Raw genomic sequence first — 12,797 nt, 5'->3', positions numbered from 1 at the left:
TTAACCCTTAGCTTAGGTATAATCAGGGAAAACCCTAGGTTGGCTGCGAACGGTTAGCAGTCACCGCAGGAACGTAAGAGGAAGCGCACCATGAATTCTCACACTCGCAAATGGGTCAAGCCCGAAGACCTGAACCCCAACGGCACGTTGTTCGGCGGCAGCCTGCTGCGCTGGATCGACGAAGAAGCCGCCATCTACGCCATCTCGCAACTGGGCAACCAGCGCGTCGTGACCAAGTTCATGTCGGAGATCAACTTCGTCAGTTCGGCGCGTCAGGGCGACATCATCGAACTGGGCATTGCCGCAACGCACTTTGGTCGCACCTCCATCACGCTGCGCGCGGAAGTGCGCAACAAGATCACGCGCAAGAGCATCCTGACCGTCGAGAAGATGGTGTTCGTGAACCTGAACGAGCAGGGCGAACCGGCGCCGCACGGCCGCACGGAGATTCGCTATGCGGACGAGTTGTTCGAAGCGTATCGCCGCGACCAACGCGCGGTGGAAGCGCCGAAAGCATCGACCGATGACATCGGCCGCGAAGAAACCGCAGAAGCGGCGCATTGAGACAAAAACGGGCGCATAAGCGCCCGTTTTCTTTTGCTGCACTGGCCGCAGCGGCTCACTTGCTTTCAGCCGGGTCCTGATACTGAGGCAGGCCCTGCGACTTGCTCGAACTCGGCGACGGCGCGGGGTTCGACTCGCTCGCGGCCGGTGCCGGCGATTTCGGTCCGACGCCGCCCGCCGGCGATGCCGCCGCGCCCGGATCGACGTAATTCGGCAGACCTTGCTCCTCGCTGCTGCTGCCCGGCGCGCTGGCTCCTTCCGGCGCGCTCGCGCCTTCGTCGCCGTAATCGGGCAGGGAGGCCGACGAGCCGCCCGTCAGCAGATACTGGCGGCGCTGCGTGTAGGCGTCACGCACGAACGCGTATTTGTCGAGCGCGGCTTGCGAGAGCAAATCGGTCGCGCCGAGCAGATCCGCGCGCGCGCTCACGAAGTTCACGCCGTACAGCGGCCAGCGGATCTCCGAGTCCGCGTAGCTCACCGGATTCACGCGCCAGTCGACAAGCCATGTCGTCGAATCGCGCACCGAACTTGGGCCGAGCAGCGGCAGCACGACATACGGTCCCGACGGCACGCCGTAATGGCCGAGCGTCAGGCCGAAGTCCTGATGATGCTTAGGCAAGCCCGCAGGCGATGCAATGTCGATCAGCCCGCCGATGCCGAATACCGAATTCATCGCGATACGCATCAAATCCTGCGTGGCGTCCGTGATTTTCAGTTGCAGCAGGTTGTTCGCGAAGTTGCTGAAATCGCCCAGATTCGAGAAGAAGTTGCTGACCGCCGTGCGGAAAGGGCTCGGCGTCCAGTTCACGTAGAACTGCGCGACCGGACGCGCCACGTAGTTATCGAGCGTGTCGTTGAACTTGAAGATCGTCCGGTTCATCGGTTCGAGCGGATCGTGCGGATTGCGGTCCGGACCCGTCGCGCATCCCGCCATCAGAAGCGCGCCCGCGACGGCGAAACTCGTCGCCAGCTTGCGGAGCGCGGCAGCGGCAGGCGCCGCTGGAGCCATTCTCATTCTTCAATTCCTCTTAGATTGTCATGCCGCTGGCTCGCACGCAGTCTCGCGCGGTCCGCCGCGCGCACCTTGCGCGGCTTGCCCATCAACACCGGCTGGAACACCACGGCCCCGATCAGCGTGCACAGGAGCGACAGCGCGAGCAGCCGTCCCATGCTCGACGTGCCGGGGTGATGCGAAAACCAGAGACTGCCGAACGCCGTCGCGGTCGTGGCCGCGCTGAACATCACGGCGTGCGTGAGGCTCGATTGCAGAAGGCGCGTCTGCCCTTGCCGCCACGCCATCACGAAATAGATCTTGAACGCGACGCCGACGCCCAGCATGAGCGGCAGCGCGATGATATTCGCGAAGTTGAGCGGCATGCGGAAGACGACGCACAACTCGAGCGTCACGATCGCCGAAACGAGCAACGGTACCAAAGTTCGCAAAACGTCGCCGAAACGACGCAGCGCGAGCCACAGCAGCACCGTGATGGCGATCAGCGAATACAGCGCCGCATGTTCGAACGCGGTGATGATGACCTCGGCCGAATGGCGCACCGAGATCGGCCCGCCGATGGCGTTCGGCTCGGCGCGCTGCACGGCATCCGCGAAGTGCGCGAGCAGCGTGTCGTCGTTCGGATCGATGCCCGGCGGCGCTTTCGGCGACACATTCACGAGCGCCTGACCGCCAGGCGTGACCCACGATTCGACCATGGCGGGCGGCAGCGTCGCGCGGGTAATCTCCGTCGGCTGCAAGAGCGCGCGAAGCTGCGCGAGCGCGAGGCGCAGCGGCTCGGCCATGGCGTGCTCGGCGCGGTCGCGCGTGGCGGCGTCGGCTTGCGCGAGCTTCGCGAGCGTTGCCGACAGATGCTTCGCTTCGGGCGCGCCTTGGCCCGGATGCTCGTCGGCGGCGAGCGAAAGCTGATTGGACACGCGCTTGAGCGTCGCAACCCGCACCGCGTCCGTCACCGGCGACGCCACCGTCTGATTCAGCGCGGGCAGCAGTTGATCGGCGGCGGCCTGAATCAGCGTCAGCTTCGCCGGCTGATCGGCGGGAATGAGCGACGAAAGCGTGGTCGCGCGTTCCACTTCGGGCAGCTTGTCCAGCTTCGCCGCGATGCGGTCCGCGTCCGCGAGCGACGGCGCGAGCACGGCGACATCATTCACCGCGGCTTCGGGCGAGTCCTTGAGCGAAATGAGCGTCGCCATCGACTCGGTGCGCGCGTCCTTCAAATGCAGCGGATTGAAGTCGAAGCGCAAGTGCGTGAGCAGCGGCAGCGCGCCGATCACGACGACGAGCGTGCCGATCAGCACCGGTTTGCGATTGCGGTCCAGAAATTCGTCGACGGGCGCGAGCATCGGAAAACCCGGCGCTTTGGCCTCGCCGGGCGGCGCGAACACTTTGATGAGCGCGGGCAAGAGCGTCATGTTGGTCACGTACGCGACAAACATGCCGACGCCCGCGATCAGCCCCAACTCCGACACGCCGCGATACGCGGTCGGCAAAAACGAAAAGAAGCTTGCGGCGGTGGCGGTCGCGGCGAGCGTGAGCGGCACGGCGACGTGCCGGGCGGTTTCCGCGAGGGAAACGTCGAGCCGCTTGTGCCGATGCCGCTCCTCGCGATACTTCACGCCGAACTGAATGCCGAAGTCCACGCCGAGCCCGACGAACAGCACCATAAACGCCACAGAGATCATGTTGAGCGCGTGGACCATCATGAGGCCGAGCGCGGCCGTCACCGACAGCCCGACGAACAGCGTGATGAACACCGCGAGGATCATGCGCTTCGAGCGCAGCGCGACCCACAGAATCATCAGCACGACGAGGAAAGTGAGCGCGCCGTTGAGCGCGGCGCCGTCCTGCACGGAGGCGAATTCCTCGTCGGCGAGCGGCTGCGCGCCCGTCAGATGCACGCTCGCGCCGTATTTCTTGTCGAGGCCGAGCTTCGCGGCCACCGCGCGGATTTCGTTCGACGTGCCGGCGGCCGCTTTCAGCGCGCTGAAATTCAGTTGCGGCAACACGGTGATGAAGGCGCGGCCCGGTCCGTCGGCGCCCGGACTGGCGACATCGCGCCACGAGAAAGCGGCGGGCTGATTCGCGAGCACGCGGTCCAGCACCGTCGCGCTGCGGCCAAGCAGATTGGCCATTTGGCCGAGATTGACCTGACCGAGCATCAACGGCACATTGAGCGTCGTGTTGAGCGTCTGCGCAAGGCCGGTGAGCGTGGGGTCGTGCGCGAGCGTGTTGATCAGCGGGCGCGCCTGAACGAGCTGCTTCGTGACCTGATCGACCTTGTCTGTCGGCAGGTAAAGCAGGCCGTTGTGCGCGAAAAATTCGCCGCCTTCCGGCTGCGAGATCGACTTGAAGCGGTCCGGCTCCTTTGCGAGCGCGGCGGCGAGTTCGTTCGCGGCGGCATCGGCGAATTCGGCGGCGGGCGCTTCGACCACAATCAACAGCGTGGCGCCGCGCTGCGGAAAGGCTTTCTCGATGGCGTCGCCGCGCGCGGCCCATTCCGGCTCGTTTTCGATCAGCTGGCTGACGTCCGTGCTGATTTTGAAGTGATGAACGACATAAATCGTGGAGAGGATGCCGAGCAGAATCGAAGCGGCGATAATCCACGCCGGCCGGCGAATGGCGAGCGTGACGAAACGGGTAATGTTGGACGTCAGCATGAAGACGCTACCTGGTGTGACCTGTTATTTTCGCGGACCGCATAGTGCGAGCCGCGTGATGGCGCTGCCGCGGCCGAGCACCGGCTATCGCTTCGGCGGCCGAACCGCGAGTCCAACGACGACGGTTGATGCCGCGCAAGTATACCGGTGGAGACGGCGGTGAACTGTCGGCCCGCTGGTCTGTCGATATACTGGCTCCACGGTCTGACGAGTCCGCGCCACACAATTCGATCATTAGAGAACGGGTGCCATGAAACGCTATCTGTCTGTTTGCTTCGCTTTTCTCCTTGCCACGCTGTCGTTTTCCGGTGCGGCGCTCGCCCAAACGAGCCCCGAGGCCGTCGTCAAAAGCGCGGTCGAGGGCACCGTCAACGCGATGAAGGCCGACCCGCAAGCGCGCGGCGGCGATATGGCGAAGATCACGCAACTCGTGCAGGCGCGCTTTCTGCCCGCCACGGACTTCCAGCGCACCACGCGCATTGCATTGGGCAAGGCGTGGGCCAGCGCCACGCCCGAGCAGCAAAAACAGCTCTACGACCAGTTTCAGGCGCTGCTCGTGCATACCTACGCGGCTTCGCTCGCGCAACTGCGCGACCAGGACGTGACGTTCCGCTTCGATCCCCCGAACGTCGACGCAAGCGCGAAAGACGCGGTGGTGGAGTCGCACGTCGTCTCGACGGGCGGCGACAACCCGGTGCGCTATCGCCTCGGCAAGACGGCGCAGGGCTGGAAAATCTACGACATCGACATGATGGGCGCGTGGCTCATTCAGGTCTACCAGCAACAGTTTGCCGGGCAGCTTCAGAAGGGCGGCGTCGACGGCCTGATCAAGTACTTGTCCGAGCACAACGCGCGCTCCGCCGGCTGACCTAGCCGCGCCGGTTTTCCACGGCGAACTTGATCAACTCGGCCTGTCCGTCGATGCCGAGTTTGCGCTTCAGGTTCAAGCGGTGCGTCTCCACGGTGCGGACGGACAAGCCGTGCTGCGTCGCAATCTGCTTGCTCGACAAGCCTTGCGCGAGCGCATCCAGAATGTCTCGCTCGCGCGGCGTCAGACGTTCGAGCGGCGTCTGCATGGCCTGCGCCTGAATCATGCGGGCCGCGAGTCCCGCGCTGAAAAACGTCTTTCCGGCGAGCACCGCGTCGATTGCCTGAATGATCTCGGCGGCGGGCGAATCCTTGAGCACATAGCCGCTCGCGCCCGCGCGCACGGCCTGCGTCACATATTCCACGTTGTCGTGCATCGAGAGCATCAGCACGCGGATGGCGGGGAAGCGCTCGTGAAAGCGCGCGGCGAGCTCGATGCCGCTCATGCCCGCCATGCCCACGTCCATCAAGACGAGATCGGGCCGCGTGGCTTCCTCGGCGGCGAGCGCCAGCGCCTCGTGGCCGTTGCCCGCTTCGCCGATGACCGAGAGACGCGGCACGGCTTCGAGCCGTGCGCGCAGGCCGTCGCGCACGAGCGGATGGTCGTCGACGAGCAACAGTCGGGCGGGTTCAGGCGTCATCGGTGATTCCTTGCAAATTCGGGGCGGCGAGCGGCAACGGCACGTGCGCCGTGATCACGGTGCGGCCCAGTTGCGATTGGATGGAAAGCGTGCCGCCGAGCGTGTCGAGCCGCTCGCGCATGTTGCGCAGGCCGAGGCCGCTGGCCGGATCGGCTTGCGCGGACTGCGCGTCGAAGCCGCGGCCGTTGTCGCTGACGATGAGCCGCACGCCGTTCGGCGCGACATCGAGCGCGAGCGTCGCCCGGCTCGCGTGCGCGTGCCGACCGATGTTGTTGAGCGCCTCCTGCGCAATGCGAAAGAGCACCGTGTTCACCGGATCGGGCAAGCTCGAAGGCTTGGCGTCCGCCATTCCCTCGAAGCGCACTTCGATGCCGTCCTGACCGTCCATTTCGCGCGCGAGCTGTTCCAGCGCGGCGGCGAGGCCCAGGTCGTCGAGCATCGTTGGGCGCAGCGCGTGCGAGATGCGGCGCACTTCGCCCAATGTGGCGGCAAGACGCCCGAGGCCCGTGGCAAGCGCGGCTTCGGCGGCGGCTTCGCGCGTGGGCGACCGTTCGAAGCGCGCGAGCGCCGATTCCAACAGCAGCTTGACCGACACCAGCATCTGGCTGATGCCGTCGTGCAGTTCGCGCGAGAGCCGCGCCCGCTCGTGCTCCTGCGATTCGACCACCTGTCGCGCGAGGCGCTTGAGCTTCGCGTCCGCGCTGCGATGCTCGCTGATGTTGAGCACCGCGCCGCACAACGCGATCACGCCGAGCGCCGCCAGCGCGATGCCGCCGATCCACATCACGGTTCGGTCGATGTTCGCGGCCGCCTGACCGTCGATGCGCGTGAGCGCCGTCTCGACATCTTCCAGATAGATACCGGTGCCGATCATCCAGCCCCACCGTTCGAGCGGCACGACGTAGCCCAGCTTCAGCGCGAGCTGGCCGGTGGATGGCCGTTGCCACACGTAACGCACGTAGCCGCCGCCCTTCGAGGCTTCGCGAATCAACTGCTGGATGGTCAGCTCTCCCGCGGGATCGCGCATGGTCCACAAGTCGCGGCCGACGAGGTCCGGCTGGCGCGGATGCATCAGCGATTTGCCGCGCATCGTGTAGACGAAAAAGTAGCCGTCGGGCCCGAAGTCGAGGCGATGCAGGGCATCGAGCGCAAGCTGGCGGCGTTCGTCGTCGGTGCGCGGGTCGCCAAGCGGCGCGTCGTAATACGGCGCGATGGCGCTCTTCGCCAGATCGACGTAATGCCGCAGCTCGATTTCCTTGCTGGACATGTAGGCGCTTTGCAGCGTCGCGTGCTGGGCGTGAGCGAGCGTCGTCGCCTGCTGACGCACGCCATACTCGATGCCGCCGATGGCGACCGCGAACGGTACGATCGCCAGCAAAACAATCTTGGCTTTCAGGTTCATGACGCTGGAACGTTCGATGCTCTACGTAGTTTCGCGTAGAGCGCGTACGTAGTTGTCCGGTTGTGAGGTCCGGGACGAAGGCGAATACTACACGCCCGAAGCGCTCCACGGCTCGAGCCGCGCGGGCGGACTTCCAAGACTTACCAAAACAGGAGACACCATGAATCGGGCTTCCGGATTCCTGGTCTGGATCGCGCTCGCGCTTTTGGGCGCGTTCGCATTCGGCACCATCGCGCTCGCGCACGGCGAGCGGGTCAGCGCACTCTGGATCGTCATCGCGGCGGTCTGCGTCTATCTCATCGCGTATCGATTCTATTCGCGCTTCATCGCCGGCACGGTGCTGAAGCTCGACGGCTTGCGCATGACGCCGGCCGTGCGTCACAACGACGGCCTCGACTACGTGCCGACGAACAAATACGTGCTGTTCGGCCACCATTTCGCGGCGATTGCGGGCGCGGGTCCACTTGTCGGTCCGGTGCTCGCCGCGCAGATGGGCTACACGCCCGGCATGCTGTGGATTCTCGCGGGCGTCGTGTTCGCGGGCGCGGTGCAGGATTTCGTCGTGCTCTTCATCTCCGCGCGCCGCGACGGCCGCTCGCTCGGCGATCTCATCAAGATGGAACTCGGCACCGTGCCGGGCGTGATCGCGCTGTTCGGCGCGTTCCTCATCATGGTGATCATCCTCGCGGTGCTCGCGCTGATCGTCGTGAAAGCGCTGACGAATTCGCCGTGGGGCACGTTCACCGTCGCCGCGACCATTCCGATTGCGCTCTTCATGGGCGTCTATACGCGCTTCATTCGTCCGGGGCGCATCGGCGAGGTGTCGATCATCGGCTTCGTGCTGCTGATGCTCGCGATCACCTACGGCGGGCAGGTCGCGCAATCGCCGACGCTCGCGCCGCTCTTCACGTTCACGGGCGTTCAGCTGACGTGGATTCTGATCGGCTACGGCTTTATCGCGTCGGTGCTGCCGGTGTGGCTGCTGCTCGCGCCGCGCGATTATCTGTCGACGTTCCTCAAGATCGGCACGATTCTCGGGCTCGCGATCGGCATTCTGATCGTCGCGCCCGAACTGAAGATGCCGGCGTTCACGAAGTTCGTCGACGGCTCGGGTCCGGTCTGGGCGGGCAACCTGTTCCCGTTCCTCTTCATCACGATTGCGTGCGGCGCGGTCTCCGGCTTCCACGCGCTCATCTCGTCGGGCACGACGCCCAAGATGATCGACAACGAAGTGAACATGCGCTTCATCGGCTACGGCGCGATGCTGATGGAGTCGTTCGTCGCGATCATGGCGCTCGTCGCCGCGTGCGTCATCGAGCCGGGCGTGTACTTCGCGATGAACAGCCCGGCTGCGCTGCTCGGCACGACGCCGGATGCCGTCGCGCAGACGGTGACGTCGTGGGGCTTCACGCTTACGCCGGACATGCTCACATCGACGGCGAAGGCCGTTGGCGAAACCACCATCGTGGCGCGGGCGGGCGGCGCGCCGACGCTGGCGGTCGGCATGGCGGAGATTCTGCATCGCGTGATCGGCGGGCCCGCGATGATGGCCTTCTGGTATCACTTCGCGATTCTCTTCGAGGCGCTCTTCATTCTGACCGCGGTCGACGCCGGCACGCGCGCCGGGCGCTTCATGCTGCAAGACCTGCTCGGCACGTTCCACCCGGCGCTGCGCCGCACGGAATCGCTGGTGGCTAATCTTGTCGCGACGGGTCTGTGCGTCGCGGCGTGGGGCTACTTCCTGTATCAGGGCGTGGTCGATCCGTTCGGCGGCATCAACACGCTGTGGCCGCTCTTCGGCATCTCGAACCAGATGCTCGCGGGCATCGCACTGATGCTGGGCACCGTCGTGCTGTTCAAGATGAAGCGCGAGCGTTTCGCGTGGGTGACGATCGTGCCGACGGTGTGGTTGCTCATCTGCACGCTAACTGCCGGCTGGCAGAAGATTTTCGACGCCAATCCGAAGGTCGGCTTCCTCGCTCATGCCGGCAAACTGCGCGACGCGTTCGAGGCGGGCAAGGTAATGGCGCCGGCGAAGTCGTTGCCGGAGATGCAGCGCATCATCTTCAACGATTACGTCGATGCGGCGCTCGCCGGTCTTTTCATGTTTGTCGTGGTGAGCATTGCGGTGTATGGCGTGCTCGTCGTGCTGCGCGCGCGCCGCGAGGCGCGGCCGACGGTGCGCGAAACGCCGTTCGAGCCGATGCCCACGGGCGGCGGCGCGGCGGTGCGCTCGGGTCATTAAGTCTCTGGAGTCGGCCATGTTCAGCGATCTTCGGCAAGCAGGGCGGTATCTCGGCCAGGCCATGCGCTTGATGGTCGGCATGCCCGACTACGACGCGTACGTCACGCACATGCAGACGACGCATCCCGACAAACCCGTGATGACCTACGCGGAGTTCTTTCGCGAGCGGCAGGAAGCGAGGTATGGGTCGGGCGCCGGGAAGTGTTGTTGATGCGTGAGTGATTCCATAGAGCGGTGACTGAAAACGCGACGGCGAGAGCCGTCGCGTTTTCGTTTGGACTTCGAAGAAGGTCCGTTTCGCCTATCCCACTCGGCCGAGGCTAAAATGACTACCGTCACGTGACCAGGGTCGATATCATGTCTCACAAGCGAGTTTCGAAATCGGAGTTCAAGGCTAAAGCGCTTGAATATTTCCGGCTCGTCGAATCGACAGGAGAAAGCATGATCGTGACGGACCATGGCAAGCCCGTGCTGGAAGTGCGGCGGTACGACAACACGGCGCGCACGCCGCTCGAGGAATTGCGCGGCAGCGTGCTGTTTTGCGAAGACGCCTTCGAGCCGCTCGGTGAGGACGATTGGGAGGCGTATCGGTGATCGTGCTGGACACGCATACGCTGCTGTGGTGGGTCAGCGGAGGCGCACTTGGCAAGCAGGCGCGCGCCGCAATCGAGAGCGAGTGCGGAGAGGAAGGTGAGATCGTCGTTTCGACCATCTCCGCCTGGGAGATTGCGCTGCTCGTGCGGCGCGGCAAGATCGGACTGTCGATGGACGTCGGAGACTGGATCGAGAAGGTCAATCGGATCGACGCCGTGCGGTTCATGCCCGTGGATAACAGCATCGCCATCAAGTCGATCGACTTGCCGGGCGAGTTTCATAACGACCCGGCAGACCGCTTCATCGTCGCGACGGCGCGGGCGCTGTCGGCGCCCATCGTGACGAAAGATCGGTTGATCCGCGAATACGAACACGTCAAGACGATCTGGTAGCCGCAAAGAAAAAGGCGGATGACTCGCAAGCCATCCGCCCTTCGCACATCTCAACGTTCAACTAAAGCTCAGTGCGCCGCCGCAGCCGTCTTCGACGACTTGTTCTTCTGCGCGCGCCCGATCTCCTCCAGCTTGATCTCGACGTGCTTCGAGAACACGTATTCAGCCGGCCGCTGCTTGTCGATCGGCAGTTCCTTCGCGTAGGCGCCTTCCGTGCGCGGCCCGCGCATCGACACGCCCAGCGCCTTCAGCGGATGCGCGACGGTGTCAATCACAGCGGTCGCCTCGAAGCCGCTGTGCACCATGCAGTCCGCGCACTTCTCGTAGTTGCCCGTGCCGTACTTTTCCCACTCCGTGGTTTCCATCAGTTCCTTGAAGGTCTTCGCGTAACCTTCGCCGAGCAGATAGCACGGACGCTGCCAGCCGAACACCGTGCGCGCCGGGTTGCCCCACGGCGTGCACTGGTACGTCTGGTTGCCCGCGAGGAAGTCGAGGAACATGGCCGACTGGCTGAACGACCAGTTCTTGCCGTTGTTGCCGCGCTTGAAGATTTCGCGGAAGAGCGTCTTGGTCTTGTCGCGGTTCAGGAAGTGCTGCTGGTCCGGCGCGCGCTCGTAAGCGTAGCCGGGCGACACCGTGATGCCGTCCACGCCCATCGGGCCGAGCGTGTCGAAGAACTTCGCCACGCGTTCCGGATTGGCATCGTTGAACAGCGTGCAGTTGATGTTCACGCGGAAACCGCGGCGCTTGGCTTCGCGGATCGCTTTCGTCGCCTTCTCATACACGCCGTCCTGCGAGACCGAATGGTCGTGCATGGCCTGATCGCCGTCGAGGTGAACCGACCAGACGAAGTACGGGCTCGGCTGGTAATCGTCCATCTTCTTTTCCATCAGGAGCGCGTTCGTGCAGAGATACACGAACTTCTTGCGCGCGATGATGCCCTTCACGATCTGCGGCATTTCCTTGTGCAGAAGCGGCTCGCCGCCGGCAATCGACACGACCGGCGCGCCGCACTCGTCGACGGCGCCGAGGCATTCTTCGAGCGACAGGCGCTGGTTCAGGATCGGGTCCGGATAGTCGATCTTGCCGCAGCCGTTACACGCCAGATTGCAGCGAAACAGCGGTTCCAGCATCAGCGCGAGCGGATAGCGCTTGTTGCGCGAAAAGTGCTGGCGGGCGATGTACGCGCCAACGCGGACCTTCTGAAGCATCGGAATAGACAATTGCGTGCTCTCCTTATTCTTCGCGAATCGCCGTGGCCGACAGCGCGGCGAGCGGTTGCAGCAACTTCGCGGGGAGTTTGAATTCGACCTTTTCCTCGCGGCCGTTCATCGTCGTGACTTCGACGTGTCCGAAGGCGCGCAGGGCATCGATCACATGTTCGACCATTTCTTCCGGCGCCGAAGCGCCCGCCGTGATGCCGACCGTCTGCGCATGCGCAAACCATTCGGGCTTGATCTCGGAACCGTCCGCGACCAGATAGCTCGGCACGCCGCTTTCGGTGCCGATCTCGCGCAGACGATTCGAATTGGAACTGTTGGTCGCGCCGACCACGAGCAGCACGTCGACTTGCGTCGACAACTCGCGCACGGCGGCCTGCCGGTTCTGCGTCGCGTAGCAGATGTCGCGCGTGTCCGGCCCGACGATATCGCTGAAGCGGCGCTGCAAGGCGTCGATGATGCCGCGCGTGTCGTCGACCGAAAGCGTCGTCTGCGTGACGTAGGCCACCGGCGTGTCGGGCGGCAGCGCCATCGTCTCGACTTCGGCCTCGCTCTGTACGAGCACCACCTTGCCGGGAATCTGGCCGACGGTGCCTTCCACTTCCGGATGCCCCGCGTGACCGATCAGAATCAGCGTGCGGCCTTGCGATACGTATTGCCGGCCCTGCACGTGAACCTTAGTCACGAGCGGGCAGGTGGCGTCGAGCACGTCGAGGCCGCGCGCTTCTGCATCGCGTTCGACGCTTTGGGCCACGCCGTGCGCGCTGAAAATGGCGACGGCGCCCTCGGGCACTTCATCGAGCTCCTCCACGAAACGCGCACCTTTGCCACGCAAGTTATCGACGACGTGCCGGTTGTGAACGATCTCATGGCGTACGTAGACCGGGGCGCCATGCCGTTCGAGCGCCCGATCGACGATTTCGATCGCGCGGACCACGCCCGCACAAAAGCCGCGGGGTTGAGCAAGGATGATACGCATGTTCGAGCGAACTCCGACTAGCGCGGGTTTCGGGTAAGAGGCGCGCAACTCACGCTTCGATTGCTAAACATTGCATACGCAATGCCTGCAAAGCCGGAAAAGCACGTGAGAAGAAGGACCGGTAAGTTTGTCTGTGCGCCGAGGTTGACCGCGTATTCTAACGCGTTCCCTTTTTGGGCGCTCGTCGCACGGCGGTCGCGAAGGCACTTCGCCGCGATGGAAGT

Annotated in this window: 12 protein-coding genes; 6 read left to right on the top strand and 6 right to left on the bottom strand. The window is 64.3% G+C overall.

Annotated elements, in window-relative coordinates; all coding sequences use genetic code 11:
• The first annotated feature begins 90 nt into the window (after positions 1–90).
• Positions 91–564, top strand: coding sequence for a hotdog domain-containing protein (locus P9239_RS03745; protein WP_309749144.1), 474 nt, complete (start codon positions 91–93; stop codon positions 562–564).
• Between the two features lie 55 nt (positions 565–619).
• Here P9239_RS03745 and P9239_RS03740 read toward each other — a convergent pair whose 3' ends face one another.
• Together P9239_RS03740 and P9239_RS03735 are read right to left on the bottom strand one after the other, a co-directional pair.
• A complete protein-coding gene (locus P9239_RS03740; protein ID WP_404980143.1) occupies positions 620–1,579 on the bottom strand; it encodes a VacJ family lipoprotein in 960 nt (319 codons plus the stop codon).
• Complete coding sequence (locus P9239_RS03735) at positions 1,576–4,233, bottom strand: MMPL family transporter (RefSeq protein WP_309749143.1); 2,658 nt, start codon at positions 4,231–4,233, stop codon at positions 1,576–1,578. The genes P9239_RS03740 and P9239_RS03735 overlap by 4 nt, the downstream gene beginning before the upstream one ends.
• A 250-nt stretch (positions 4,234–4,483) precedes the next feature.
• Between P9239_RS03735 and P9239_RS03730 the strand changes: the two genes are divergently transcribed.
• Entirely contained in the window at positions 4,484–5,101 is a 618-nt protein-coding gene (locus P9239_RS03730) for an ABC transporter substrate-binding protein (protein ID WP_309749142.1), read from the top strand.
• 1 nt (position 5,102) lies between these two features.
• Here P9239_RS03730 and P9239_RS03725 read toward each other — a convergent pair whose 3' ends face one another.
• Complete coding sequence (locus tag P9239_RS03725; RefSeq protein WP_309749141.1) at positions 5,103–5,741, bottom strand: response regulator transcription factor; 639 nt, start codon at positions 5,739–5,741, stop codon at positions 5,103–5,105.
• Positions 5,731–7,143 (bottom strand): cache domain-containing protein, encoded by a 1,413-nt coding sequence (locus P9239_RS03720; protein WP_309749140.1) that lies wholly within the window; start codon positions 7,141–7,143, stop codon positions 5,731–5,733. The genes P9239_RS03725 and P9239_RS03720 overlap by 11 nt, the downstream gene beginning before the upstream one ends.
• A gap of 160 nt (positions 7,144–7,303) precedes the next feature.
• Here P9239_RS03720 and P9239_RS03715 point away from each other — a divergent pair, with 160 nt between their 5' ends.
• The 4 genes from P9239_RS03715 (at position 7,304) to P9239_RS03700 (ending at position 10,374) form a co-directional block, all read left to right on the top strand.
• Positions 7,304–9,388 carry a carbon starvation CstA family protein gene (locus P9239_RS03715; RefSeq protein ID WP_309749139.1) on the top strand — a complete coding sequence of 695 codons (2,085 nt, stop codon included), beginning with the start codon at positions 7,304–7,306 and terminating at the stop codon, positions 9,386–9,388.
• 16 nt (positions 9,389–9,404) lie between these two features.
• The gene (locus tag P9239_RS03710; RefSeq protein WP_086967065.1) at positions 9,405–9,599 is read left to right on the top strand and encodes a YbdD/YjiX family protein; all 195 of its coding nucleotides are present in this window, start codon (positions 9,405–9,407) and stop codon (positions 9,597–9,599) included.
• Between the two features lie 143 nt (positions 9,600–9,742).
• Positions 9,743–9,982 (top strand): type II toxin-antitoxin system Phd/YefM family antitoxin, encoded by a 240-nt coding sequence (locus P9239_RS03705; protein ID WP_309749612.1) that lies wholly within the window; start codon positions 9,743–9,745, stop codon positions 9,980–9,982.
• Entirely contained in the window at positions 9,964–10,374 is a 411-nt protein-coding gene (locus tag P9239_RS03700) for a type II toxin-antitoxin system VapC family toxin (RefSeq protein WP_309749138.1), read from the top strand. The genes P9239_RS03705 and P9239_RS03700 overlap by 19 nt, the downstream gene beginning before the upstream one ends.
• Before the next feature lie 68 nt (positions 10,375–10,442).
• Here P9239_RS03700 and hpnH read toward each other — a convergent pair whose 3' ends face one another.
• A complete protein-coding gene (gene hpnH, locus P9239_RS03695) occupies positions 10,443–11,597 on the bottom strand; it encodes an adenosyl-hopene transferase HpnH (RefSeq protein ID WP_309749137.1) in 1,155 nt (384 codons plus the stop codon).
• A 13-nt stretch (positions 11,598–11,610) separates the two neighbouring features.
• Entirely contained in the window at positions 11,611–12,573 is a 963-nt protein-coding gene (ispH, locus tag P9239_RS03690) for a 4-hydroxy-3-methylbut-2-enyl diphosphate reductase (protein WP_309749136.1), read from the bottom strand.
• Between the last annotated feature and the right edge of the window lie 224 nt (positions 12,574–12,797).

This window comes from Caballeronia sp. LZ062 (assembly GCF_031450785.1).
GTDB lineage: Bacteria > Pseudomonadota > Gammaproteobacteria > Burkholderiales > Burkholderiaceae > Caballeronia.
This window is presented reverse-complemented; position numbering and strand designations above follow the sequence as displayed.